General features: G+C 64.6%; 14 protein-coding genes, 1 tRNA gene and 1 pseudogene. 11 read left to right on the forward strand and 5 right to left on the reverse strand.

Going from position 1 to position 25,067, the window contains the following annotated elements:
- The first annotated feature begins 26 nt into the window (after positions 1-26).
- Both BCAL_RS05835 and BCAL_RS05840 read left to right on the forward strand, forming a co-directional pair.
- On the forward strand, positions 27-722 hold the full coding sequence (locus BCAL_RS05835; protein ID WP_043165116.1) for a GNAT family N-acetyltransferase: 696 nt from the start codon (positions 27-29) through the stop codon (positions 720-722).
- A gap of 107 nt (positions 723-829) precedes the next feature.
- Positions 830-2,032 (forward strand): MFS transporter, encoded by a 1,203-nt coding sequence (locus tag BCAL_RS05840; protein ID WP_238549638.1) that lies wholly within the window; start codon positions 830-832, stop codon positions 2,030-2,032.
- Between the two features lie 4 nt (positions 2,033-2,036).
- Here the strand turns inward: BCAL_RS05840 and BCAL_RS05845 are convergent, their stop codons facing one another.
- Positions 2,037-3,107: a Gfo/Idh/MocA family protein gene (locus BCAL_RS05845; RefSeq protein WP_043165119.1), complete on the reverse strand. Its 1,071-nt coding sequence runs from the start codon at positions 3,105-3,107 to the stop codon at positions 2,037-2,039.
- Between the two features lie 201 nt (positions 3,108-3,308).
- Here BCAL_RS05845 and BCAL_RS05850 point away from each other — a divergent pair, with 201 nt between their 5' ends.
- From BCAL_RS05850 to BCAL_RS05860, 3 genes are read left to right on the forward strand one after another with little or no spacing between them, the layout of a single operon-like run.
- Positions 3,309-4,484: a pyridoxal phosphate-dependent aminotransferase gene (locus tag BCAL_RS05850; RefSeq protein ID WP_162178541.1), complete on the forward strand. Its 1,176-nt coding sequence runs from the start codon at positions 3,309-3,311 to the stop codon at positions 4,482-4,484.
- Between the two features lie 59 nt (positions 4,485-4,543).
- A complete protein-coding gene (locus BCAL_RS05855) occupies positions 4,544-5,512 on the forward strand; it encodes a Ppx/GppA phosphatase family protein (RefSeq protein ID WP_043165123.1) in 969 nt (322 codons plus the stop codon).
- A gap of 11 nt (positions 5,513-5,523) precedes the next feature.
- Positions 5,524-6,393 (forward strand): aldo/keto reductase, encoded by an 870-nt coding sequence (locus BCAL_RS05860; RefSeq protein WP_043260030.1) that lies wholly within the window; start codon positions 5,524-5,526, stop codon positions 6,391-6,393.
- A gap of 865 nt (positions 6,394-7,258) precedes the next feature.
- On the opposite strand, the gene BCAL_RS05865 is transcribed toward BCAL_RS05860, so the two are convergent.
- The 3 genes from BCAL_RS05865 to BCAL_RS05875 all read right to left on the reverse strand — a co-directional run bounded on the left by BCAL_RS05865 (position 7,259) and on the right by BCAL_RS05875 (position 9,394).
- Complete coding sequence (locus BCAL_RS05865; protein ID WP_043165127.1) at positions 7,259-8,089, reverse strand: phosphoribosyltransferase; 831 nt, start codon at positions 8,087-8,089, stop codon at positions 7,259-7,261.
- A complete protein-coding gene (locus BCAL_RS05870) occupies positions 8,086-9,096 on the reverse strand; it encodes a DNA-processing protein DprA (protein ID WP_043165130.1) in 1,011 nt (336 codons plus the stop codon). The genes BCAL_RS05865 and BCAL_RS05870 overlap by 4 nt, the downstream gene beginning before the upstream one ends.
- A 222-nt stretch (positions 9,097-9,318) precedes the next feature.
- Positions 9,319-9,394, reverse strand: a tRNA-Arg gene (locus BCAL_RS05875).
- A gap of 599 nt (positions 9,395-9,993) precedes the next feature.
- Between BCAL_RS05875 and BCAL_RS05880 the strand changes: the two genes are divergently transcribed.
- The 5 genes from BCAL_RS05880 to nrdG all read left to right on the forward strand — a co-directional run bounded on the left by BCAL_RS05880 (position 9,994) and on the right by nrdG (position 16,469).
- Entirely contained in the window at positions 9,994-10,956 is a 963-nt protein-coding gene (locus BCAL_RS05880) for an endonuclease/exonuclease/phosphatase family protein (protein WP_043165254.1), read from the forward strand.
- A 63-nt stretch (positions 10,957-11,019) separates the two neighbouring features.
- A complete protein-coding gene (xseA, locus tag BCAL_RS05885) occupies positions 11,020-12,363 on the forward strand; it encodes an exodeoxyribonuclease VII large subunit (RefSeq protein ID WP_238549632.1) in 1,344 nt (447 codons plus the stop codon).
- 95 nt (positions 12,364-12,458) lie between these two features.
- Positions 12,459-12,809, forward strand: coding sequence for an exodeoxyribonuclease VII small subunit (xseB, locus tag BCAL_RS05890; protein ID WP_052119066.1), 351 nt, complete (start codon positions 12,459-12,461; stop codon positions 12,807-12,809).
- Positions 12,810-13,182: 373 nt separating this feature from the next.
- Positions 13,183-15,582: an anaerobic ribonucleoside-triphosphate reductase gene (gene nrdD / locus BCAL_RS05895; RefSeq protein WP_043165132.1), complete on the forward strand. Its 2,400-nt coding sequence runs from the start codon at positions 13,183-13,185 to the stop codon at positions 15,580-15,582.
- 188 nt (positions 15,583-15,770) lie between these two features.
- Positions 15,771-16,469 (forward strand): anaerobic ribonucleoside-triphosphate reductase activating protein, encoded by a 699-nt coding sequence (gene nrdG / locus BCAL_RS05900; RefSeq protein ID WP_081887287.1) that lies wholly within the window; start codon positions 15,771-15,773, stop codon positions 16,467-16,469.
- 531 nt (positions 16,470-17,000) lie between these two features.
- Here nrdG and BCAL_RS05905 read toward each other — a convergent pair.
- Positions 17,001-18,332, reverse strand: a complete 1,332-nt coding sequence (locus tag BCAL_RS05905) for an MFS transporter (protein WP_081887288.1) — start codon at positions 18,330-18,332, stop codon at positions 17,001-17,003.
- 3,239 nt (positions 18,333-21,571) lie between these two features.
- Between BCAL_RS05905 and BCAL_RS05915 the strand changes: the two are divergent.
- A pseudogene (locus tag BCAL_RS05915) lies at positions 21,572-24,919 on the forward strand (acyl-CoA dehydratase activase-related protein); the annotation flags it as partial.
- Positions 24,920-25,067 lie beyond the last annotated feature (148 nt).

Raw genomic sequence — 25,067 nt, forward strand, 5'->3', positions numbered from 1 at the left:
CGACCAACCAAAGGAGTGCAAGGCATATGGCTGCGACCAGCGCAACCGCCAACACAACCGCAACCGCAACCGTCATCTACCGGCCGATCCGCCGAAGCGACATCGACGCCATCGTCGAACAGTTCTACCGCACCTGGGGCGTCGACGAACCCGGGGATCCGGCCATCGCGCGCATGACCTCGCGTCATTTCACGCTCCACTACCTCGAACCGGCCACACGCGGCGACATCGCCGAAGGCCCCGACGGCACGTTCATGGGCGTCACCCTGACCCGCGTGGCCGGCCGTCCCACGCTGTTCGACGACACGGCGGACGAACTGAAGCGCATCGACGCCGAACTCGACGCCACGCCCGAAGGCGCCGCGGCGCTCGCACGCACCAACGCATGGCATGCGCTCGAGATCCGCATGGAGGACGACATCGCCATCAACAGCCGATGCCAGGGCGAACTCGAACTGTTCCTCGTCGCCCCCGCCGCACGAGGCCACGGCGTCGGCGGCACACTGTGGCGCAGGATGCTCGACCATTTCGCGGCCGAAGGCGTCGAACGCTACTACCTGCACACCGACTCCACGTGCGACGTCGGCTTCTACGACCACAAGGGATTGCGGCGCGTCGCCGAACGGTACGCGAAGGACCACGCCGACGAACCCGCCGGCAACGGCGAGGACGTCTTCATCTACGAAGGCGGGATCGAGCGAGAAGGCGGGGCCGAGGCGTGAGCGCGAGTGCAACCACGGTGAACGCATCCCCCTACGCACGCCTGTTCCGCATCCCCGGCGCGAAGGCGTTCTGCGTCTCCGGGGCCGTGGCGCGACTGCCGATCTCCATGATGAGTCTCGGCATCGTGCTCGCCCTGAACCACCTGTACGACAACTGGACGGTCGCCGGCACGATGAGCGCCGTCTACGTGTTTGCCCTGTCCTGCGTGACCCCGTTCTACGCGCGCGCCTTCGACCGGTTCGGCCAGCGCCGCGTCGGCCGCATCGCCCTCGCCGTGCAGGTCGTCTCGATGCTCGCCTTCGCGTTCGCGGCCCTCGTGCGCGTGCCGATCCCGCTGCTGTTCGCGCTCGCCGTCGTGATGGGACTGACCCAGTTCTCGTTCGGCGCGCTCGTGCGCACCCGTTGGGCGTACGCGCTGCGCGGCGTCGAGGACGGCGAGGCGCTGCTCAACACCGCGTACGCGATGGAGGCGGCGATCGACGAGGTCGTGTTCATTCTGGGCCCGATCCTCGCCGCATGGCTCGCGACCTCGGTGCATCCGGTCAGCCAGCTGTTCGTGCCGACGCTCGCCTGCGGCATCGGCGGCGCCGTGTTCTTCTCGCTCAAGTCGACGCAGCCGCCGGCCATGGTCGAGACCGTCGACGTGCCCGGGGCCGGGGCGGGGGCTGCCGCGGATCGCCCCGCCGCCGGCAAGGCCGATTCCCTGAGCCTCGACCCGCTGCGCCGTCAGGGCGCCAGACCGAGGAGCGTGCTGCTCTACGGCGGCGTGCTGCCCCTGTTGATCGTGTTCGTGGTGTTCAACATGAGCTTCACCGCGTTCGACGTGTCGATCACCGCGTCGATCAAATCGATGGGACTGGAGGGCTTCCTCGGCCTGCAGCTGGCCATGTTCGCGCTCGGCTCGTGCATCGGCGCGATCGTCTTCGGCTCGCGCCAGCTGAAGGGCTCGCACTGGGGGCACATGGTCATGTTCCTGTGCCTGCTCGCCGTCGGCTATGTGGGCTTCCGTCTGGCGATGGACAACCTGCTGCTGCTCGGCGCCGTCGAGATCCTCACCGGTCTGTTCGTCTCGCCGCTGTTCACCACCGGCAACCTCATCGTCAAGGATCTCGTGCCGGCCGAAAGCCTGACCGAGGGCCTGAGCTGGGTGACGACCGCCGGCACGGTCGGCACGTCGATCGGCTCGTCCGTGGCGGGCATCACGCTCGACGCGGCGGGCCCGCACGTCGGCATGCTCCTGCCCGCCACGTTCACCGCCTGCGCCGTGCCGCTCGCCCTCCTCGGCTGGGTTCTGGCCAAACGGCGCTAGGGGCCTATCGGCGCTCGAACGGATACGCCAGCCCCCATGCCCCGCGGATGCGATCCATCAGCTCCATGATGCGCATCGTATCCGCGTGGGGCATCTCGGCGCATTCGCCCAGGCCGTCGAGGATCGCGTTCGCCGCGGCGGCGACCTCGTACTCGTAGCCGGTCAGCTGCGCCGGCACGTCGATGTGGCGCTTCACCTCGTGGTCGAGGCCGTACACGTCGATGCCGGTCGGATTGTTGATGTTGTCGACGATCGCATACCCCTTGTCTCCCTCGATCACGCCGGCGCGGTCCGAGGCGACCGCACGCGAGCTGGTCGCTACGGCCATCATCCCGTCGTCGTAGACGATCGTCGTCGCGTTCGACTGGTCCACGCCCGACTCGTACGGGACCATCACCGTGTTCAGCGAGGCGATCTCACGCCCGTGATCGGCGCCGACGGCCATGTCGATGAAGTTCAGCGCGTACACGCCCACGTCAAGCAGCGCGCCGCCGGCCAGCGCCGGATTCGTGATGCGGTCGCGCCCGTGGTTCTCGTAGCTCAGATCGGCGCGCACCATGCGGATGTCACCCAGCTCGCCCGAGGCGACGAGCTCGTTGATGATCGCGCGGCTCGGCTGATAGCGGGTCCAGATCGCCTCCGTGGCGAGCAGACCGGTCTCATCGGCCACCTTGAGCAGCTCACGGGCCTGCGCCGCGTTCGCGGTGAACGACTTCTCCACCAGCACGTTCCTGCCGGCCTTGAGACACAGGATCGCCTGCTCGGCGTGGAAGACGTGCGGCGTCGCGATGTACACCAGATCGACCATCGGATCGGCCGCCAGCTCCTCGTACGATCCGTACGCCCTGTCGAAGCCGTACCTGCCGCGGAACTCCTCGGCGCGCTCGTAGTCGCGGGCCGCCACCGCATACGGGTGGATCCACCCGGCGTAACGCTCGTCCGCGGCCATTTTCACCAGCGTCGTCGCCATCGTGTTCGCGATCGAACCGGCGCCCAGAATGGCGACGTTCACCTTCTCGCCGTTCGCCTCGACCTCGGCTCGTCTGCCGTTCAGCCTGCCGTTCAGCCTGCCCATCGTTCCTCCTTGAATCGTGTCGAATCGTTGAATCGTGTCGAATCGTGCGTCCACCCGTGCGGGACGGGCCCGACGGGACAAGCCCAATCCTACCCGTCGTCGCGTCTCGCGGGCGGGACCACCCCGCCGCCCCGCGGCCATCCTGTCGGGCCGTGCCGATACAACGGGCGTATGACCAGTGGTGAAGCAAAGCAGCCCGTGATGTCACGACGCGCCCGCGAGGCGCAGCCCTTCCGCGCCATGGTGTTCGGCGCGAAGGCCGACGAGATGATCGCCAACGGCGTGAACGTCATCAAACTCTCCCTCGGCGAACCCGACTTCGGCGCGCCCCCGGCGGTGCGCGACGCGATGCGCGAACAGTACGACGGCCGCGCCCTGCCCTACACCGCCGCCATGGGCCTGCCCGAACTGCGTCAGGCGATCGCCGACTTCTACCACGAGCGCCACGACCTCGACATCGACCCCAGACGCATCGTCATCACCTCCGGAGGATCGGCCGCGCTCCTGCTCGCCACCGCACTGACCGTCGACCCGGGCGACGAGGTCATCATCGCCGACCCGTCCTACCCGTGCAACCGCGAACTCGTCAACAGCTTCGAAGGCAGGGTCGTCGACGTGCCCACCTCGGCCGCCACCCGATTCCACTTGAACCGCGAACTGGTCGCCGCGCACTGGACCGAACGCACGAAGGCCGTGATGATCACCTCGCCATCCAACCCGACCGGCACCACCATCGACTTCCGCGTGCTCTGCGAAGTCGCTGCCTTCGCGCGCGAACACGGCGCGTGGCGCATCGTCGACGAGACCTACCTCGATCTGGCCGACCGCGAACCGGACGGCACCGAGGTCAAATCCGTCCTCGCCTGCGACGACGGCGCAATCGTGTGCAACAGCTTCTCCAAGTTCTTCGGCATGACCGGCTGGAGACTCGGCTGGGCCATCGTCCCCGACGACCCCGCCGTACTCACCGCGGTCGACGACCTCGCCACCAACTACTACCTGTGTGCGCACACGCCCACCCAGCACGCCGCGCTCGCCTGCTTCACGCCCGACAGCCTCGCCGAATGCGAGCGTCGCCGGCAGGAGCTGCTCGCACGCCGACGCATCGTCGTCGACGGCCTGAAGCGCATCGGCCTGCCCGTCGAAGTGGAGCCGAACGGCGCGTTCTACGCCTACTTCAACATCTCCTCGACCGGACTGGACGCATGGACGTTCTGCGAGCGCGCGCTCGATGAGGCGCACGTCGCGCTGACCCCGGGCCGAGACTTCGGCGCCGCCACCGCGGACACGCACGTGCGCCTGAGCTACGCCGCATCGCGCGAGGCGCTCGCCGAGGGCCTCGACCGCCTCGGCCGCTGGCTGCCCACCCTGCGATAAGATTTGATACCTGATCAGAGAAAAAGATCAGAAGAAAAAGAAGAAGGAATCCAACCCACATGGTCAATCTGCGCGCGCACACCACGCGACTCGGCGTGCTCGACATCGGTTCGAACACCATCCACATGCTCATCGTCGACGCGGCTCCCGGCGCCCGCCCCGAGCCGGAGGCCAGCACGAAGCGCACCGTGCGCCTGATGCAGTACCTCAAGGAGGACGGCTCCATCAAGAAGGCCGGCATCGACGCGATCCTCGAGGCCGTCGACGAGAGCATGAAGCTCGCCGAGGAGTATGACATCACGCAGCTGCTCGCGATGGCCACCAGCGCCCTGCGCGAGGCGCCGAACGGCAACAAGGTGCTGCGCAAGATCGAGGAGCGCATCGGTCAGGGCGTCACGGTCCTGTCCGGCACCGACGAGGCGAGGCTCACGTTCCTCGCCGCCCGCCGCTGGTACGGCTGGGACGCCGGCCGTCTGCTCATGCTCGACATCGGCGGCGGCTCGCTCGAGGTCGCGATGGGCTCCGACGAGGAGCCGACCGTCGCGCTGTCCGTGCCGGCCGGCGCGGGCCGTGTGACCACCAAGTACCTGCCCGAGGGCACCGCCACGCCCGAACAGCTCGAGGACGTGCGCCGGCATGTGCGCAAGATCCTCGAGCCGATGGTCGAGGCGTTCCCCAAGTCGAAGCATCCGAACCATGCGGTCGGCACGTCGAAGACGTTCCGTTCGCTCGCCCGGCTCGCCGGAGCCGTGCTGCGACAGCCGGGACGCGAGGACACGCTCATCATGACGCGCGAGCAGCTCGAGGACTGGATTCCGCGTCTCGCCGCGATCGCCCCGGAGCAGCGCGTGGCGCTGCCGGGCATCACCCCGGAGCGTACGATGCAGATCGTCGGCGGCGGCGTCGTGGCCGACGAGATCATGAAGGCGCTGAACATCCAGGAGATCGAGATCTGCCCGTGGGCGCTGCGCGAGGGCGCGATCCTGCGCTGGCTCGACCAGTTCGGCCGCACCCGCCTCGGCTTCTAGGATGCGTGAGTATGAGCATGGCATTCAAGCAGACGGTCACCCTGCATGACGGCACACTGATGCCGCGTCTCGGCATGGGCACATGGCATCTGGCCGAGGGGCGGCGTCCCGAACGGCAGGAGATCGCCGCCGCGCTTCGGGCCGGACTCGACGCGGGTATCACCCTGATCGACACGGCGGAGATGTACGCCGATGGGGGAGCGGAGCGTCTCGCCGGCCGTGCGATCGCCGGATACGACCGTTTCAGGCTGTTCCTCGTCTCCAAGGTCTACCCGCACAACGCGGGGCGCGGCCGGCTGCGGCGTAGTCTGGAGGCGTCGCTCGCGCGCCTCGGCACCGACTATCTCGACATGTACCTGCTGCACTGGCGTGGTTCGATACCGCTGTCCGAGACCGTGGCGTGCATGCAGGAGGCCAGGGCGGACGGCCTGATCCGCAACTGGGGCGTCTCGAACTTCGACGTCGACGACATGCGCGAGCTGTTCGCCGTGCCGGGCGGCGATGCCTGCGCGGTCAATCAGGACCTCTACCATCTCGGATCGCGCGGCGTCGAATTCTCGTTGCTTGACTGGATGGACGCGCATGGCGTGCCGCTCATGGCCTACTGTCCGTTGGCGCAGGCGGGTGTGCTGCGCGACGGGCTGCTCTCCTCGCCGGTCGTACGCCGCATCGCCGACGCGCATGGCGTCGAGGAGATGCAGATCCTGCTCGCGTTCGTGCTGCGCCGTGACGACGTCATCGCGATTCCCTGCTCGGGTGACGCACGTCACGTGCTCGCGAACCTGCGCGTGCGGGACATCGAACTGACGGCAGACGAGCTCGCGGCGCTGGACGACGCCTTCCCCGCGCCGAGCGACAAGGAGCCCCTCGACATGCAGTGACGGCGTGGCGTCGGAACCGTGCTCGCGGGATGACGGCTCGGCGTCAATCGGTGTCCGGGTGTCCGGGTGGACGGGGTAACTGCCGCTCAACGAAAAGATCCTTCGAAATTGCGTTGAGTGGCAGTGTTTTCTGCCGCTCAACGACGAATCGTTGATTTTTCGCGTTGAACGGCAGCGAACATTCGCATTCCACGCCCCCCTGATAATTGACGTGGTGCCAAAACGGCTATTTTCCAACGATTCTGGAAATCGTGATTCGCATGATGGTACTTGGTGGAAGCCCGCTGCTGCCGCTCAACGAGAAAAGCGGCGGAAATTGCGTTGAGCGGCAGTAAGTGGCTGGAGCACTGAGGACGCGTAAACCGAAAACCCCTTGGAACGCAATGGTTCCAAGGGGTTCATGGTGCCCCGGATCAGATTCGAACTGACGACACCCGCTTAGATCGGGGCGTCGGTTACTGCTTGGTGGACTTTTCTTGGATGCTGTAATCGTTGAAAAATGGCGGTTTCTGGATCAGCTGGATATTGTCGATGTTGGGTGTGTGTGGGTGTTTTGAGAGGTCATTACACCCGGATTGCACCCGGGTGTGATTTTCGTGGGCTGTTGTGGAGCGCGTTGTACTGTGGGCGCCGGAACTTCTTGCTATGTCGTTCCCGGGGTTTGAACGGCATGAACGTAGTGGATCGCGTGTCTTCCCAATAACAGCTGTTATTTTTCGTTAGCCGATGACGTGTCTGACGATCGTTGTGATTCCAACGGTTTCAACCCCGAAATATCACTCATCACACATATAACAGAGGATGTTATAAGGGGTGTATTGCTGGTTGGATGACGTCTGGGCCATGTGTTGCTTGCCGCTGGGCGTCATGCGTCGGGTTCGGTGTGTCGGTGCCAGGGGCAGTAGGCGCTGATGTAGTTGATTTTGCGGTGGAAGGCTCGGGTGTATGCCGGGTTGATCGTGTCGAGGTAGCGGGTGCTGACGATGCGGGCGACGCAGTAGACCGACACCTGTGCGGCTCCCTCGAGTTTGAGACGTGCCGCGGCGGACAGCACGGTGCCGCCGGTGACCCACGAGTCGTCGACCAGCACGACGTCGCCGCCGAGATGGCGCCTGTCCGACGGGTCGGCCAACGCGAACGCGTCGGGGTCGAGGTTGCGGGTCTTGGCCTTCCGCGCCGTCAGGCGGATCTCCGGGACGTTGGGCAGCACTCCTTGGATGATGTCGTGGAGCGGGTGGGGCTGGCGGAAGCGTGGCGAGCCGGTCGTGGACGGCACCATGACCCATCCACTCACCGGCATGCCGGCGGACTCGTCCAGACACTGGCCGTGGCCGACGAGGGCGAGGGCGGTGAGCGCGCGTATGATCCTGCGGTAGTCCGGCGACGGCGGGTGCGGCGCCTTGTACCCGTACATCATCTTCAGCGTCTGGCTTGCCGGTTCCGCCGCGTACACGCCGCACGCGATCCGGTCCGCGGCCAATGCCACGCCCGTTGCCATGCCGAGTCCGGCCTGCAATGCGCGTGTCTGGGCGGCGAGCGTCTCGCAGCTGCGGCAGCGCGGGTACGCGGGGTTCCTGAACCCGCCGCATACCGGGCATAGCAGGTCGTGGTGCGACTCGTAGCGGACGGTCTGCAGGTAGCTGCCGGCCGTGTCGTGGAGTATCCGGTCGAGTCGGAGCCCGTACTGGTTGATCATGCGGTGGCCGTGGAGGAGACGAGCTGGTCGATGGCGTGGTCGAGTTCGTCGCCCAGGTGCAGGAGCCGCAGCAGAATGTCGTGCACTTGAGCGACGGTGGACGCCACGTACACGCCGGGCCTGCCGGCGAGCCTGCGGCCCCATTCGGTGCTGGCGGCGACGGTGTCGCGCAGGATGACGGGGCGTCCGTGCTGCTGGGCCTGCCTCGCCTGGATGCGTGTGCCGGAGTATTCGTGGGCCTCGACCACGACGGTGGCTATCCCGTAGCCGCTCATGGACGCGTTGCGCATGGGGAACGTGGTCTTCGTGGGTCCCTGATCGGGCCAGAACTGGGAGAGCACGAGTCCCCTGCGGGCGATCTCGTATTGGAGTGCCTGATTCTGGCGTGGGTATTGGCGGGTGATGCCGGTGCCGATGAACGCGACCGTGCGGCCTCCCTCGGCGAGTGCCTGCTCGTGGGCGGCGGTGTCGATGCCGGCCGCGAGCCCGGCGATCACGGCGAACCGGCAGGCGACCAGCATGGACGCGGTGTCGCGCGCGAACCCGAGGGCCTCGGGGGAGGCCTCGCGCGAGCCGACCACGCTCACCGCGAGCTCGTCCTGGACCATCGTGCCGTCGGCGAACAGGAACGGGGGCATGTCCGCGACCTGGCGCAGCCGGTTCGGGTAGCGCCCGTCCAGCACCGACACGAAATCCAAGCCCCTCCCGCGCCACTCCCGGACCTCACGGCGGGCGTCCTGCAGCGCCTTGTCCAAGGCGTGGCGTCGTTCGGCCGTCGGGGGCACGTCGTCCTCATCGAATAATGCGGGGTCGTCGTCGTACAGGAGGTCGTCGTCGATGAGGTGATGGTGCACGGGGTCCATTTCGTGGTCGAGCACCGCGACCGCGCTGCCCTGACGTGCCACGGTGTTCGCGACCGACGACCACGTGTCGCGGTGTTCGTCGATCGTGGTGAGCAACGCCACCAGCGCGGCGTTCTCCTCCAGCAGGCGATCCTGCGCAACCATACCGACCACGCTCCCATCCACACCCGAAACCAATCAGAACACCAGTCTACAAGCCCCACCACAACATCTCGCTTTCATGGAGCTCGCAATGGAACTGGAGTGACTTTGGCCCAAGATAACCAGTTACGATATAAGGAACGATGACGTATGTGGGGATGTCCAAAGCACCGAAGGCAGGTAACAAGCAAAACCCCTTGGAACGCAATGGTTCCAAAGGGTTCATGGTGCCCCGGATCAGATTCGAACTGACGACACCCGCTTTAGGAGAGCGGTGCTCTATCCCCTGAGCTACCGAGGCGACAGCGGTCCATTGTACACGGGGGGTGGTCAACACGCATCCCGCGTGGCAGAACGGGTGTGTGCGTGCGTCGGTTACGTTCGTGCGCATCGGTCGTCGGTTGCGCCCGTGCGTCGGTTCGGGTCACATTGCCCGGCATGGGGGCGAACTTGTGAAATCGTCCGTCGAACATGTCTCCTCGCATCGCGATCACAGTAATGTGGCCGGAGATGTAAGGAGGTGCGGTGGCAGGTCGATCGGCGGGAGGGAACAAGCGTGGCGCATCGCGTTCGGCGGGTTCACCTCGCGCGTCCCGTTCAGGTCGTTCATCCGGTGCGTCCCGGTCGTCGCCGAGGTTCGACTCCGGCCGGGACGAACTGATCGCCCGCGCCGAGACGGACGCCAGAGAGCGTGCTCGCGCAGAGCGCGCGAACGGTGCGCGCTCGTCGGGATCGCACTCCGGTGGTAAGCCGGCGAGGCGCACCGGCGCGTCGCGCACATCCGCAACCCGCACGGCGCGCAGGATCACGGTAAGGAAGCGCAGTATGAACGGACATGGGGATTACGGCGGAAACTCGCGCAGGCATCGGGTGGCGGGCGCATGCTCGACACTGTTCGCCATGCTCGCGCTCGTCGGCGTGGCCGCCCGCGCGCTGCCCTCCGATCTGCAGACGACGCCCTACGTGCCGATCATCGTGTCGGCCACGCCGTGGTTCATCCTGCTCGCGGGGCTGTCGCTGGTGCTGGCGTTCGTTTCGAAACGCGTCGTGACCGCCGTGGTCGCGCTCGCCCTGCTCGCGGTGAACGTGTACTGGCAGTACCCGTTCCTCCTCCCGTCGGCGCAACTTCCGGGCCGGGCGCTGTCCGCCACCGCTCAGGCCAATCCGATCCTCGACGACTCCTACGCGCGCGTGATGACGTTCAACGTATATAAAGGTCGCGCCGACGCGCAGGCGATCGTCGACACGGTGCGCGACCAGCGCGTCGAGGTGCTGGCATTGCAGGAGACGACCGAGGCGTTCGTCGCCCGTCTCGAGGCCGCTGGCATCGGGGACTATCTGCCGTATGCGCATGTCTCCAGCTCGGACGGCATGTACGGCAACGGACTGTGGTCCGCGACGCCCCTCGCCGATCCGGCCGACGACGACGTGAACTCCAGCGCCTCGTTCATGCCGGGCGGCACCGTCTCGTTCGCCGGCGGCGCGAAGCTGATCCGATTCGTCTCCGTGCACACCACCGCCCCTGTGCCCGGGTACTGGAACCAGTGGAGGCGCGCGCTCGACGAACTGGCGCTGATGCGCTCGCACACGGACGCGGCGTACGTGTTCATGGGCGATTTCAACGCGACCTACGATCACGCCCCGTTCCGCGGGTTCCTGGGCGATCGCTTCAGCGACGCCGCCCGCCAGTCGGGCCACGGGTTCACGTTCACCTGGCCGGCCGATCGGGTCGTGCCTCCCGCGTTCGCCGGGATCGACCATGTGGTCGTCGACAGGGGAATCGTCGCGGGGCGGATGCAGGTCAAGCGCATCGCCGGGTCCGATCACGAGGCGCTGTTGGCGACTCTTGCAGTTGAGAGCTGAGTTATCCACATTGGCCGTATCCGGTTTCCGGCCTGACAGCGGGCCTGAACTATAGTGGACCCCATGAGTTATGACATGAACGCCAACGGCTATGGCCAGGGCTATGGCCAGGGCTATGGCCAAGGCTATGGCCAGGCCCAGAATGGTCCGGCGGGATCGGGGGCGCAGCCGCCCGCCGGCCCCCGTCCGCTCGACCAGCTGCCCCGGCTCGCCGCCGAGACCACGGCCGAGAACCCGTGGCCGGTGAGCGTGCTGAGCCAGAAGTTCCACAACGCCGTGGCGAAATGGCCCGCCGCGTGGATCTGCGGCCAGATCACCGAGATCAACACGCGTCGCGCCGGATCCGCCTACCTCACGGTGCGCGACGACTTCGAGGACATCGCGATATCCGTCTCCGGCTGGCGCGGGTTCGCCGCGGCCGCCTCGCAGTTCCGTCAGGGCGATCGCGTCGTCATCCACGGCCGCGCCGAGATCTGGGTCAAGCAGACGCGACTGAGCTTCATCGGCGACGACATCCGCAAGATCGGCGCCGGCGGCCTGAAGGAGCAGATCGACGAGCTGCGTAAGAAGCTCAAGGGCGAGGGTCTGTTCGACGCGGAGAACAAGATCCCGCTGCCGGAGTTCCCCAAGTGCATCGGCCTGATCTGCGCCCCGCAGGCCCGCGCCGAGGGCGACGTCGTCACCAACGTGAATCTGAGGTGGCCGGCCGTGCGATTCAAGATCGTGCACGCGCACGTGCAGGGCGCGCAGTGTCCGCCGGACATCATCGAGGCGATCCGTCGCCTCGACGCCGATCCGGACGTGGACGTGATCATCGTGGCCCGAGGCGGCGGCGCGTTCGAGGATCTCGTCGGCTTCTCCGACGAGGGCGTGGTGCGGGCCGCCGCGGCCTGCCGCACGCCGATCGTCTCCGCCATCGGACACGAGGACGATTGGACGCTGATCGATCTGGCCGTGGATCTGAGGGCGTCCACGCCGACCGACGCCGCCAAGAAGGTCGTGCCGGATGTGCGCGAGCAGTGGCAGCTCATCGACAACGCCGTGCGCCAGATGCGACTGCGCATCTCCGCTCGCGTGGACAACGAGATCCGCCTGATCGAGGGCTATGCGAACCGGCCGAGCCTGACGCAGCCGCTCACGATGCTCGAGCCGCATCAGCGGTTCATCGACGATGCGGTGAACCGGCTCGACATCGGACTGCGCCGCATGGTGGACGACGCCTCGTTCACCATCGAGAAGGCGCACGCCTCGCTCACCGCATTAAGCCCGCAGTCCACGCTCAATCGCGGATACGCCGTCGTGCAGACCGCCGACGGGCGTGTGCTCGACGACGCCGCGGCCGTCAGGTCCGGCGACGAACTCACCCTGACCCTGAAGAAGGGCGTCGTCATTGCCAAGGCCGACTGACCCGCTGTTTTTTTGGCTCCCCTTGTCAGAGGAGACCGGAAGGACTGGCCCGTGAAGCGGGACATACGTAAGCAAAGTAAGCAAAGGAGAACGTCATGACCGAGAACATCGAGAACGTCGAGAACACTCAGAACGCTGAGACCACCGAGAACGCCACGGAGCAGACCGCAACCGCTGCCCCCGCCTCCACGCTGACCGACAAGGAGCGCGAGATCATCGCCAACATGCCGTACGAGGAGACGCGTGACAAGCTCATCCAGGCCGTGCAGGCGCTCGAGGCGGGCGGCCTCAACCTCGACCAGTCGATGCGCCAGTGGGAGATCGGCGAGGCGCTCGCCAAGCGCGCCCAGAGCCTGCTGGGCGACGTGCGCGCCCGCCTCGACGCCGCGCAGAACGCGCAGGCGGCCACGGCGAACACCGCTGGAACTCAGTCCAACTTGGACTGAGTTCCCCTCGCAGCATAGCGGCTCGCTTCGCTTCATACCTCGGCTCCCCTTGTCAGGGGAGCTGGCCCGCGAAGCGGGACTGAGGGGTAGTCAAGTGAGTGGGGACGTCTGTCGCGCGACACGCGGGAACGCGCGATTGTCACATTAGTCACACGTTGCCGATTCGGCTTTATTCCGCCAAAAACCACTACCCCTAGTGTCATTGCGGCGCGTCGCGACTAGATATAGGGTCGGGGTTGCCGTACAGTATCTGAGGCTCAAGTAATTACACCCGTGTGATTCACTCGGAATTCACCTGAATCACCTCTGCCGGACGCCTTGAAAACGGCCGCTTGGGGTATGCAGGTACGTAAGGAAGAAAGAGGGAGAAGCGATGGATACCGCAGCGATCGATACCGCGACCACAACCGTCAGGAACACCAGCCGTCAGGTGCAGGTGGAGAAGCGTGACGGCCGTATCGTCGACTTCGACCCGATCAACATCATCGAGGCCGTCAAGGCCGCCTTCGGCGATCTCGATAAGCAGGTCGGCCCCGAGGAGGAGGCCATGATCCGCGGCTTCGCCAATCAGGTCGAAGGCGAGATCAAGGAGCGCTACGCCGGCCCCGCCAAGATCGAGGACATCCAGAACCTCGTCGAGCACGCCCTGATCGACGCGCACCTGTACGACGTGGCGCGCGCCTACACCAACTACCGTCTCGACAAGGACATCCAGCGCGCCAAGGCCACGGACGTCAACGAGGCCGTGTCCCGCTTCATCAACCAGGACCCGACCCTCATCCACGAGAACGCCAACAAGGACGCCAACGTCTACGCCACCCAGCGCGATCTCCTCGCCGGCGCCGTCTCCAAGGCCGCCGCGTTCAACATGCTGCCGCCGGCCGTCTCCAACGCGCACATGAAGGGCGACATCCACTTCCACGACGCCGACTACTCGCCGTTCACCGCGCAGTCCAACTGCTCCCTGCCGAACTTCTGGGACATGCTCGCCAACGGCTTCACCCTCGGCAATGCGCCGATGGCCTCGCCGAAGTCGATCGCCATCGCCGCCACGCAGATCACCCAGATCATGAAGGACGTGGCCTCCAGCCAGTACGGCGGCCAGACCGCCAACCGCGCCGACGAGCACCTCGCCACCTACGCGCGCCTCGACTACGAGAAGTTCCTCGAGGAGGCCCGCGAGATGATCCCCGACGACATGCCGATCGAGTTCGCGCGTCGTCAGGTCGCCAACGCCAAGGCGAACGAGCCGGCCAAGCTGCACTTCGAGAAGGGCCGCGAGCCGCTGCCGATGGACACCCCGTTCCACACCGACGTCGACGAGCTCGAGCAGGAGCGCGAGATCCTCGCCAAGATCCGCACCCGCAAGGCCATCTACGACGCCATGCAGACCATGGAGTACCAGATCAACTCCAACCGCGTCTCCAACGGCCAGACCCCGTTCGTCACCGTCGGCTTCGGCCTCGGCACCGACTGGTTCTCCCGTGAGATCCAGCGCGCGATCCTGCTCAACCGCATCCGCGGCCTCGGCAGGGAACACCACACCGCCATCTTCCCGAAGCTCGTGTTCACCGTCCGTCACGGCGTGAACGCCGACCCGGGCGACCCGAACTACGATCTGAAGCAGCTGGCGCTCGAATCCGCCACCAAGCGCATGTACCCGGACGTCGTGTTCTACGAGAACATCGTCAAGATCACCGGCTCCTTCAAGGCGCCGATGGGCTGCCGCTCCTTCCTGCAGGGCTGGATCAACCCCGCCACCGGCAAGGATGAGGAGGACGGCCGCATGAACTTGGGCGTCGTCTCCGTGAACGTGCCGCGCATCGCCATCGAATCCCACGGCGACAAGGCCCGCTTCTGGAAGCTGTTCGAGGAGCGCATGGAGGTCGCGCACCAGGCCCTGCAGTTCCGCATCATGCGCTGCAAGCAGGCCACCCCGGTCAACGCCCCGACCCTGTTCCGCTACGGCGCCTTCGGCCGCCTCGGCGCGAACGACAACGTCGACCAGCTGTTCAAGAACGAGCGCGCCACCGTCTCCCTCGGCTACATCGGTCTGGCGGAGGCCACCGCCGTGTTCTACGGCAAGAACTGGATCCGCGATCATGGCTGGGATCCGGAGGGCAAGGAGTTCGCGCTGTCCATCGTCAAGCGCATGAGCGAGCTGTGCAAGCAGTGGAGCAAGGCGGAGGGCTACCACTACTCCGTGTACTCCACGCCGGCCGAATCCCTGACCGACCGCTTCAACCGCATGGACCGCGAGAAGTTCGGCCGCATCGAGGGCGTCACCGACCACGACTTCTACACCAACTCGTTCCACTACCCGGTGTGGCTGCAGCCCACCCCGATGGAGAAGCTCAACTACGAGAAGGACTTCCCGTACTACGCCTCCGGCGGCTTCATCAACTACTGCGAGTACCCGTGCCTGCAGGACAACCCGAAGGCGCTCGAGGCCGTGTGGGACTACGCCTACAACGTCGGCATCGGCTACCTCGGCACGAACACGCCGATCGACCACTGCTTCGTGTGCGGCTTCCAGGGTGACTTCGAGCCCACCGACGAGGGCTTCAAGTGCCCCGAGTGCGGCAACTCCGACCCGGACAAGTGCAACGTCACCAAGCGCACCTGCGGCTACCTCGGCAATCCGGTGTCCCGTCCGATGGTCCACGGCCGTCACGAGGAGATCTCCCACCGCGTCAAGCACATGAGCGGCGAGACCGGCCATGTGACGCTGGACGACGGCTCCACGCGCGAGTGGTTCGAAGAGACCAAGTAACTACTGGTATCGCGAGGGTCCGCATCGGCCTTCGCAATGGATCGCCTGACACACTCAAGGCCGTTCGGCCAAGCCTACGGTCAGTCAATCCATTGCGAAGGCCGATGCTCGTTTCGCTCAACGTTTCGGTTGAGTGGAGCGGCGGAAATACGGTCACAGAAAGAGAGAGCGACGTGACGGAGCGAGGGATGGTTCGACGGGATTTTGCTTCCGGGGAGACCGGGCGGGGGCCATCCGTGCCCTCGCATGGGCTCGCCAACGATCCTCGCGCGGGGCAGTGGGACGGGCGGCGGATGTCCAAGCGGATGATCGCCGACTACAAGACGTTCGTCGTCACCGACGGCGAGGGCGTACGCAACTCGCTGTACGTGTCCGGATGCCCGTTCCACTGCGTCGACTGCTTCAACTCGTCGATCTGGGATTTCCGTGCCGGACACGAGTACACGCAGGCGCTCGAGGATCGCATCATCGAGGATTTGAAGGCCCCGTGGGTGCAGGGCATCACGTTCCTGGGCGGCGAGCCGTTCCTCAACACGCCGGTGCTGCTGCCGTTGGCGCAGCGCATCCGGCGCGAGTTCGGGGATTCCAAGGACATCTGGTCGTGGACCGGATACACGTGGGAGGAGCTCATGCGCCCCGGGGAGACCCCCGACAAGCTCGAGCTCCTGCGCCTCATCGACATCCTCGTCGACGGGCGATATCTCAAGGATCAGAAGGACTCGCTGCTGCAGTTCCGCGGCTCGAAGAACCAGCGCATCATCGACGTGCCGAAATCCCTTGACGCCGGCCGGCCGATCATCTGGGCCAAGCTGCACGATCAGGAGCGCGACATTCCTGAAATATATCTGAAGGACCGCGAGGCCGGCGAAGGCGCCCAGGCCTCCTGACGCGGCGTGTCATCTGCGCTGCTCCTCGGTAGACGTACCTTCCTTCGATACGCCTTGGGGTCTCGCGTATTTAGCAGTCTTTCAGCCTTATGCCATCGGCACGTCGGCCACAGGAGAAACAATTGCGGACACGCTACGCGCGCAATTGCACGAGCGGATGTTGACTCTGTTGATCCACAACTCATCCATCGATCGATTGATGCTTGAGTTGTGGCGAGGATCATTGCCACAACTCAAGAAAAACGAGAATTCCATCCACTTGAGGCAACGGCCCATGCCACAACGCGACAATACGGCATCGTTTCGTGAGTTATGGCAAAAGCTGATTTTCGAGAGGCTTGGAATTCCGCCATTCTTGCCGAGAGGTCGAAATCGTGCGTCTGGAGCGCCTGCCACAACTCGCGAAAACCTTTCGATTCCGCAAGCTGTGGCAGGGGTCTGTGCCATAACACGATGAAACGCCATTATGCTACGTGTTGTGGCGCGTCGTCGCGACGCCAGGCGCAGGACTGTCAGGCGCGGCGCCGGAACCTACTTCACGCGCTTGACGGCGAGGATGAGCAGGCCGCCGACCACGCAGATGATGGTCTCGGTCGGGAAGATCCACTGGTAGTTGTTGCCGGAGATCGTCAGGATGAAGCCGGCGACGGCGGGGCCGAAGATCTGTCCGAGCGTGTTGGCCATGTTGATGATGCCGAGATCCTTGGCCGCGGTCTTCGGATCGGGCAGCACGGCCACGTTGAGCGCGCCGTCGACGGCGTTGTAGCCGCCCATGCCGATGCCGGCGATCACCGCGTAGGCGTACATCGTCCACGGTTCGGGCGCGAGGAACGGGAAGAAGGCGCCGACGCCGAGCAGGATCGTCGTGATGGCGACCGGCAGCTTGAGCCTGTGGAAGCGATCGGCGAGCGGTCCGGCGATGATGCAGAACACGATGCCGGTGATCATGAGGATCATCGACATGATCTTCAGGGAGGCGGACTGCTGGTCGGCGTCGAGCTTCATGTAGTCGGAGAAGATGTACAGCTGATAGCCGACGATCACGTACTGTCCGGTGACCATGAGCATCTTGCCGACGAGAGCGAGGTAGTAGTCGCGGCAGTTCTTCGTCGGGAACATGAAGTTCTGCCTGATGGTGGCGGCATCGAACTTCACCTTGGCGACGTGCGCGTTGCTGGGCTCGCGCATGAGCAGCGGGGAGACCACGCCGCCGATCGCGGCGATGACGGCGAAGATCAGGATGCCGGTGGTGGCGGCCGTGTTGTCCCTGATGAAGCTGGAGGCGATGATGCCGGAGCCGTAGTTGCCGATGGCCATGCCGATGCCCCAGAACGACGAGATCGTGCCACGCCAGCGCGGGGCGATGCGGTCGGAGATCTGGGCGATCATCGGGGCGGTCACGCAGTTGAGGGCCACGTTGTACAGGGTCCAGGTGACCAGCAGCATCGGCCACGAGTTGGCGAACGCGAACCAGACGAACAGCAGTGCGCAGGCGATCGACGAGCAGAAGATCCACGGGGATCGCGAGCCGAAGCGCGAGCGCGTGATGTCCGACAGCGCGCCGGCGATGATGTTGGAGATGGTCGCCGCGATCATCGCGACGAGCGAGAACAGCGGGATCAGCGCGACCTTCTGGCCGGGGGCGAAGAACTGCAGCTTGGCGGGCAGCAGCGTGGCCGAGACGCCCACGTAGGCGATCATCCAGCAGGCCGGACCGACCATGAGGCCGAGGCCGAGACGGGTGGGCAGCTTCGGCTGCTGCTCGTTGGTGACGCCGTAGACCGGTTGATCCGATGTGGCTTCGAGTGATGTGGTTGCGTTATCAGGACCGTTGCCGGCCGAGTTGAATGATCTGTCAGACATGATCGGTGCCTCTTCTTCTCATAGGGCTTATTTCCCATGCAGTTTGTGGCATTCGTCACCTGTGTGGGATTGCTGCCCGGTGTGTATCCATAAGATGTTTGCGTAAACATCTATAGACGTGGGTAGTGACAATTCGTTCGATAAAGTGAGTTTGTGTTTGATATTCTGGACTTCGGTGCGATGAATTTGCGTTGTTCTGGGCTGTGGTGTTCTGAGCCGTGGTGTTCTGGGCTGTGGTGTTCTGGGTTTTGATTCTGTCTGAGTTTGTGGTGTTCTGGGTTTTGATTCTGTCTGAGTTTGTGGTGTTCTGGGTTTTGATTCTGTCTGAGTTTGTGGTGTTCTGGGTTTTGATTCTGTCTGTAGTTTGTGGTGTTCTGGGTTTTTTGATGCGCTGGTTCGCGGTGCTCTAGTATCCCGCGCTGTAGCTTCATTGATGAACTGCTGCCCTTCATCCCGCTGGCTGCCCCTCGGTTCCACTTGCTACCTCTTGGTCCTGCTGGCCATCCCTCGGTCCCGCTGCACACACCTCGGTCCTGCTGGTCACACCTTGGTCCTGCTGGCTGTATTGCTTCAATGTTTGTTCGGCGGACACCAACTTGCCAAAACACACTGCTGGCCACCCCTTGGTCCTGCTGACAGCCCTTCAGTCCCGCTTCGCGGGCCAGCTCATCCCGTATAAAGGACGCGCGCTATGCCCGTGCATCTTACTGGCTCGCCTGTCGGCTCGCACGTTGCCTGCAAACAGTTTCGCCGTTTACCTCACGGCAACGTCCCGCCTGACAAGGGGAGTCCCGACAAGGGGAGCTGGAAACGAGGCCAACGAATTTCTGGAGTGCGATGTCAGATCTGCGTCACTTAGGCATCACACAGATCTACGTCAACTAGCCGCCTGCCAAACAAATCCGACTCGAGCATCCAGTCCGGTCCGAGCCCATTGCGTCCAATCCCATAGGATCCACCACAACAACCCACACTTCTCATTCCATTACGTTCGATCCCGTAGGATCTGACGCTATGGGAGGTCGCGGAGTCGCGAAAACGTCCGAACCTATAGGATCCGCCGCGAGAGCTTCCATTTCTCATTCCATTGCGTTCGATCCCGTAGGATCCGACATTATGGGAGGTTGCACGGTTGGGAAACGTCCGATCCTATAGGATCCGCTGCGAGAGTCCTCATTTTCTCGTTCCATTGCGTCCGTTCCCCCACGGTCCGGCGTTATGGGGCTTGTGGGGTTGCGAAAACGTTCGATCCCTTTGGGTCCAACACGGCGACCGGAGTGGATCAGGGAATGGATGCGTGATGAGTCGTGATGGGTCTGCCACTCGGTGCATGTCAATCGGTTGATGTTCGTTGAGTGGCAGAAAACCGTGCCGCTCAACGCGATTTCGGTGGTTTTTCGCGTTGAACGGCAGACAGATCGGCGGCGGGGGCGGTCCTTGCGATACTGGCCATTGCAGAATCGTTGGAAAATAGCCATTTTGACAACATGTAAAAAGGTGATGGGGGTGGCAATGACGCATCGTCGTGCCGCTCAACGCCAAAACCGCCGAAAAATGCGTTGAGCGGCACAGGAGGGGTGCGGCCGGGCGGTATGGCTGGCGGTATGGCTGAAGTGGCATAGCTGGGCGACACCGCCGGGGTGCAGCCGGGCGGTATAGCTGGGGTGCGACTGGGCGGCGTGGCTGGGCCGGACGGTATGGCTGAAGTGGCATGCATAGCTGGACGGCACCGTCGGGGCGCAGATGGGCGGCATAGCTGAAGTGGCGTGGCCGGGCGCCATGACTGAGGTGGTGCGGCCGAGTGGCGCAATTGAGTTGGCCTGTGATGGCTCGGTCGAGCGTCTAGCATCTTGCGCCGGGAATTCGTTGGTCTCATTCCTGGCTGCCCTTGTCGGGACGTTGCCGCGGAGCAAACGGCGGAGCTGCTTGTAGACAACGTGCAAGCTGGCAGGCGAGTCGGTATGACGCGTGTGTCCGTAATTGCAGGACGAGCCGGCCTGCAAAGCGGGTCCGAGGAGTTGTCAATTCAAATTCAACAATGGATTCACGGCGCAGGGTACTAGCCGTCTCTGCTTGTTCCGGGGGATTCAACGTGAAAAACGCGGGGAATCGCGTTGAATCCCTCGGATTCGCGGGACTCAACGCGGTTATAGGCGATTTCGTCGCTGAGTCCCACGGCCTGAACGCCCGACTCCGTGACCGCCTGTCGTCCGCAGAATGGAAATCGTTGGAATTCCGCCGTTTTACGGCGGTATTGACGGGGCGTTTCCAGCCCGGTGCCGGTGTGGGCGGGTGTGGTCGCGGGACTCAGAGCGGAAAACGCAGGGAATCGTGTTGAGTCCCCCGGATTCGTGGGACTCAGGGCCGGAATCGGCCTTGACCGCGTTGAGTCCCACGCGAGGCTGCCGAGACAGACCGCAGGAGAATGCGCAAATGGGCGAAATTCGGGATCGAGTATTCGAATGCCGCCGTTTCGACAATGGAAAGGCCCTTTCCCTGAGGCTCAATGGCGAGCAACCACCCGCGAAAACAGCAATAGCGCCTCATTGCATTAGGTAGGCAGCACAGGGATCATCGCAACAGGGCAACGGAGTCATGTAGATCTATTTGACGCAGATGGAGAGATGGATGACTTGGCCGTGCGAGCGTGTGGACACCACAGCCGGCTGGCAGTCCACGACTCGCGTGTAGCGGGATGGAATCGTTATGAGGCATCGGGAGGTTTGTTCTGCATCGCCATATCGGGGATTCAGTGCCGGAATGGGGCGAAGTGGCGTTGGGGCCCGCGACCGCGTTGGGGGCCGCGACCGCGTTGGGTCCCGCGACCGCGTTGAGCTCCGCGTATGATCGCGGAAGGTGTCGTCCCCTGTCTCTCGCGCGTATACCCTGAACCGCACTTCCGTGTGCAATAACGCAAAGCATGCCTCGTCGTGCATTCGTTGACGAATGCCGGCGCAGGGCGTTCGCCAGCTCATCTACGCGTTCGTGCGTTCGTGCGTTCGTGCGTTCGTGCGTTCGTGCGGATGGGCTCGCACCGACCCAATCCCAATCCCGACAGGACACGAGGGAACGTTGCGTTTGCGGCTTTTCCTGTTAGATGAATCACGCTGAATGACCGCGTCACCCGCCGCTCTTGGGCGGGGCTTCGGACTACAGTATGGGTTTTGAGCGGCCGGGCCATACGCTATCTGTGCGCGACGCGCAAGGGGCGTCCCGGAAAATCGGTTGAAGAGGTTTACATGGTGAACGAAGCACATACCGTGGCGTCGAACCACGATACGAAGCCTTTGCGCGTGGGATTGGACATCGGCTCCACTACCGTCAAGGCCGTCGTGCTCGACCAGTCCGACTCCCTGTCCGAGACCCTGTTCTCCGACTATCGCCGACATCACGCCAACGTGCGCGCCACCGTCGCGGGGCTGCTTGTCGACATCCGCAAGAAGCTCGAAGAGCTCGGGCGCGGCGACGAGCCGATTCGCCTCGCCATCACCGGATCCGGCGGACTTGCGCTCGCGGACAACCTGCACGTGCCGTTCGTTCAGGAGGTCATCGCCGAGACCGAGGCGATCGACAAGGAGTACCCGCAGGCCGACGTCATCATCGAGCTCGGCGGCGAGGACGCGAAGATCACCTACCTCAAGCCCACCCCGGAGCAGCGCATGAACGGTTCGTGCGCGGGCGGCACCGGCGCGTTCATCGACCAGATGTCGACTCTGCTCGATACCGACGCCGCAGGCCTCAACGAGATGGCCAAAAGCTACCAGAACCTGTATCCGATCGCGTCGCGCTGCGGCGTGTTCGCGAAGACCGACCTGCAGCCGCTGATCAACGACGGTGCCGCCAAGCCGGATCTCGCCGCATCCATCTTCACCGCCGTCGCCACGCAGACCATCGCCGGTCTCGCCTCCGGACGCCCGATCCACGGCACCGTGATCTTCCTCGGCGGACCGCTGTTCTTCATGAGCGAGCTGAGAGCCGCGTTCCAGCGCGCGCTCGACGGCAAGGTCGACGAGTTCATCGTGCCGACCAACGCCCACCTGTACGTCGCGTACGGCGCGGCCCTGCAGGCCGAGACCGACGTCGACGACGAGGGCCACCACTTCGAAGCGCATTCCTGCGCCGATATCTTGAAGCGCTTGGAGGAGCTCAAGAACCTGCCCTCCAATACCCCGACCATGCCGCCGCTGTTCCCCACCGAGGCCGATCGCGAGGCGTTCAACGCACGCCACCACCGCGAGCACATCCACATCGGCACGCTCGAGGGCGCGCACGGTCCGCACTTCCTCGGTATCGACGCCGGATCGACCACCATCAAGGCCACGCTCGTCAACGACGATCGCGAGATCGTCTGGTCCTCGTACGCGAACAACGAGGGCAGCCCGCTGACCGCCGCCATCAACATCGTCAAACAGATCCAGTCCGAACTGCCGGCCGACGCGTGGATCGCCCGCTCGTGCGCCACAGGCTACGGCGAGGGGCTCATCACCACAGGCCTGCATCTGGACGAGGGCGTCGTCGAGACGATGGCCCACTACCGCGGCGCCGAAATGGTCAGCCCCGGCGTCACCGCCGTCATCGACATCGGCGGCCAGGACATGAAGTACCTCGCCATCACCGACGGCGTCATCGATTCGATCGCCGTCAACGAGGCGTGCTCGTCCGGCTGCGGCTCGTTCCTGCAGACCTTCGCCATGTCGATGGGACTGACGATCCAGGAGTTCACGGCCAAGGCGCTCGCCTCCACGCATCCGGTCGATCTGGGATCGCGATGCACCGTGTTCATGAACTCGTCGGTCAAGCAGGCGCAGAAGGAGGGCGCCTCGATCGAGGACATCGCCGCCGGCCTGTGCTATTCCGTCGTGCGCAACGCCCTGTACAAGGTGATCAAGCTGCGCGACGCTGGCGAGCTCGGCGACACGGTCGTCGTGCAGGGCGGCACGTTCCTCAACGACGCCGTGCTGCGTGCGTTCGAACTGCTCACGGGCCGTGAGGTGACCCGCCCGAACATCGCGGGACTCATGGGCGCGTACGGCGCGGCCCTGACCGCTCGCATGCACTATGAGGACGTCGCGGACGACGACCACGATCACGTCGCGGCGGACGGCACCTCCCTCGAGGACGCGGGCGATTCGGCCGGCGCGACCGATTCGGCCGAGGCCGAGGCCGAGGAGTCCGCCGCGGGCGACACGCCCAACGCCGACGCGCACGAGGGTGAGGTCGTCATCGACGGCGTGCACCACACCGCCTCGTCGATTCTCACCGGCGACGCGCTCGACAACATGTCGATGACCACCGAACGCGACGTGTGCAAGCTGTGCCAGAACCACTGCAAGCTCACCATCACCACGTTCTCCGACGGTTCGCGCTTCGTGACAGGCAACCGCTGCGAGCGCGGCGGCGACGCGAAGAAGCAGCGCTCCGACCGTCCGAACCTCTACGACTACAAGTACAAGCGCTGCTTCGCCTACCGCAGGCTCACCGACAAGAAGGCCACGCGCGGCGAGATCGGCATCCCCCGCGCCCTCAACATGTATGAGAACTACCCGTTCTGGTTTACGCTGCTGACCTCCCTGGGCTTCAAGGTGATGATCTCCGGACGATCCAGCCACGAACTGTTCGAGACCGGCATCGAATCGATCGCCTCCGAGAACATCTGCTACCCGGCCAAGCTCGTGCACGGCCACATCAAGTGGCTGCTGGGCAAGGGCGTCAAGACGATCTTCTACCCGTGCGTGAGCTATGAGGAGAACCTCGTGCCCAACACGGATAACCACTACAACTGCCCGGTCGTGGCGAACTATCCGCTCGTCGTCGGCGCGAACATGCCCGAACTGCGCGAGGAGGGCGTGCGCTACATGCACCCCTACTTCAACCTCGCCAACCACGAGCTCATGGTCGACCGCATCGTCGAGGAGTTCGCGTGGGCGAACGTCACGCGTGAGGAGGCGGAAACCGCCGTCAAGGCCGCCTACGCCGAGGACAAGGTCTTCAAGCACGACGTGCAGCAGGAGGGCCTCAAGGCCCTCGCCTACATGAAGGAGCACAACTGCCGCGGCATCGTGCTCGCCGGCCGCCCCTACCACATCGACCCGGAGATCAACCACGGCATCCCCGAGACCATCTGCGCGCTCGGCATGGTCGTCCTCTCCGAGGATTCGATCTGCGAACTGCAGCCGGGGGAGAAGCTCAACCTGACCGAATTCCTCGCACAAGGCGAGGAGGATCCGCGCAGGAAGAACGCCAACGGGTTCCGCCATGTCGGCGATCGCACCGTCACGCGCATGCCGCTGCGCGTGACCAACCAGTGGGCCTACCACTCCCGCCTGTACGCGGCGGCCCACTTCGTCGCCTCCTATCCGGGGCTCGAGCTCGTCCAGCTCAACTCGTTCGGCTGCGGTCTCGACGCGATCACCACCGATCAGGTCGCCGAGATCCTCGCGGACAAGGCCGACGTGTACACGCTGCTCAAGATCGACGAGGTCTCCAACCTCGGCGCCGCCAAGATCCGCCTGCGCTCGCTCAAGGCCGCCGTCGAGGAGCGCGAGGCCAACAAGCGCCGCGAGGAGCAGGCGACACGCGCCCTTGAGGCGGCCCGGTCCGCCGGCGTCGACAAGCGCGATCAGCCGCTGCTGGATGACAGGGCGATCGCCGCGAAATCCGCAGAACTGGAGGCACAGATGGAGGAACGTCGCAAGGCGCAGGCCAAGGCCGAAGCCGATCTGGCCGCCGCGAAGG

Origin of the sequence: Bifidobacterium callitrichos DSM 23973, assembly GCF_000741175.1 — a bacterium.
GTDB lineage: Bacteria > Actinomycetota > Actinomycetes > Actinomycetales > Bifidobacteriaceae > Bifidobacterium > Bifidobacterium callitrichos.

Coding starts and splice junctions, on each gene's coding strand:
- BCAL_RS05905 (WP_081887288.1), bottom strand. CDS start 18,332: ATGTCTGACAGATCATTCAACTCGGCCGGCAACGGTCCTGATAACGCA.
- BCAL_RS05860 (WP_043260030.1), top strand. CDS start 5,524: ATGAGCATGGCATTCAAGCAGACGGTCACCCTGCATGACGGCACACTG.
- nrdG (WP_081887287.1), top strand. CDS start 15,771: ATGGTTCGACGGGATTTTGCTTCCGGGGAGACCGGGCGGGGGCCATCC.
- xseA (WP_238549632.1), top strand. CDS start 11,020: ATGAGTTATGACATGAACGCCAACGGCTATGGCCAGGGCTATGGCCAG.
- BCAL_RS05870 (WP_043165130.1), bottom strand. CDS start 9,096: ATGGTTGCGCAGGATCGCCTGCTGGAGGAGAACGCCGCGCTGGTGGCG.
- xseB (WP_052119066.1), top strand. CDS start 12,459: ATGACCGAGAACATCGAGAACGTCGAGAACACTCAGAACGCTGAGACC.
- BCAL_RS05840 (WP_238549638.1), top strand. CDS start 830: ATGATGAGTCTCGGCATCGTGCTCGCCCTGAACCACCTGTACGACAAC.
- BCAL_RS05880 (WP_043165254.1), top strand. CDS start 9,994: ATGCTCGCGCTCGTCGGCGTGGCCGCCCGCGCGCTGCCCTCCGATCTG.
- BCAL_RS05865 (WP_043165127.1), bottom strand. CDS start 8,089: ATGATCAACCAGTACGGGCTCCGACTCGACCGGATACTCCACGACACG.
- BCAL_RS05835 (WP_043165116.1), top strand. CDS start 27: ATGGCTGCGACCAGCGCAACCGCCAACACAACCGCAACCGCAACCGTC.
- BCAL_RS05845 (WP_043165119.1), bottom strand. CDS start 3,107: ATGGGCAGGCTGAACGGCAGGCTGAACGGCAGACGAGCCGAGGTCGAG.
- nrdD (WP_043165132.1), top strand. CDS start 13,183: ATGGATACCGCAGCGATCGATACCGCGACCACAACCGTCAGGAACACC.
- BCAL_RS05850 (WP_162178541.1), top strand. CDS start 3,309: ATGTCACGACGCGCCCGCGAGGCGCAGCCCTTCCGCGCCATGGTGTTC.
- BCAL_RS05855 (WP_043165123.1), top strand. CDS start 4,544: ATGGTCAATCTGCGCGCGCACACCACGCGACTCGGCGTGCTCGACATC.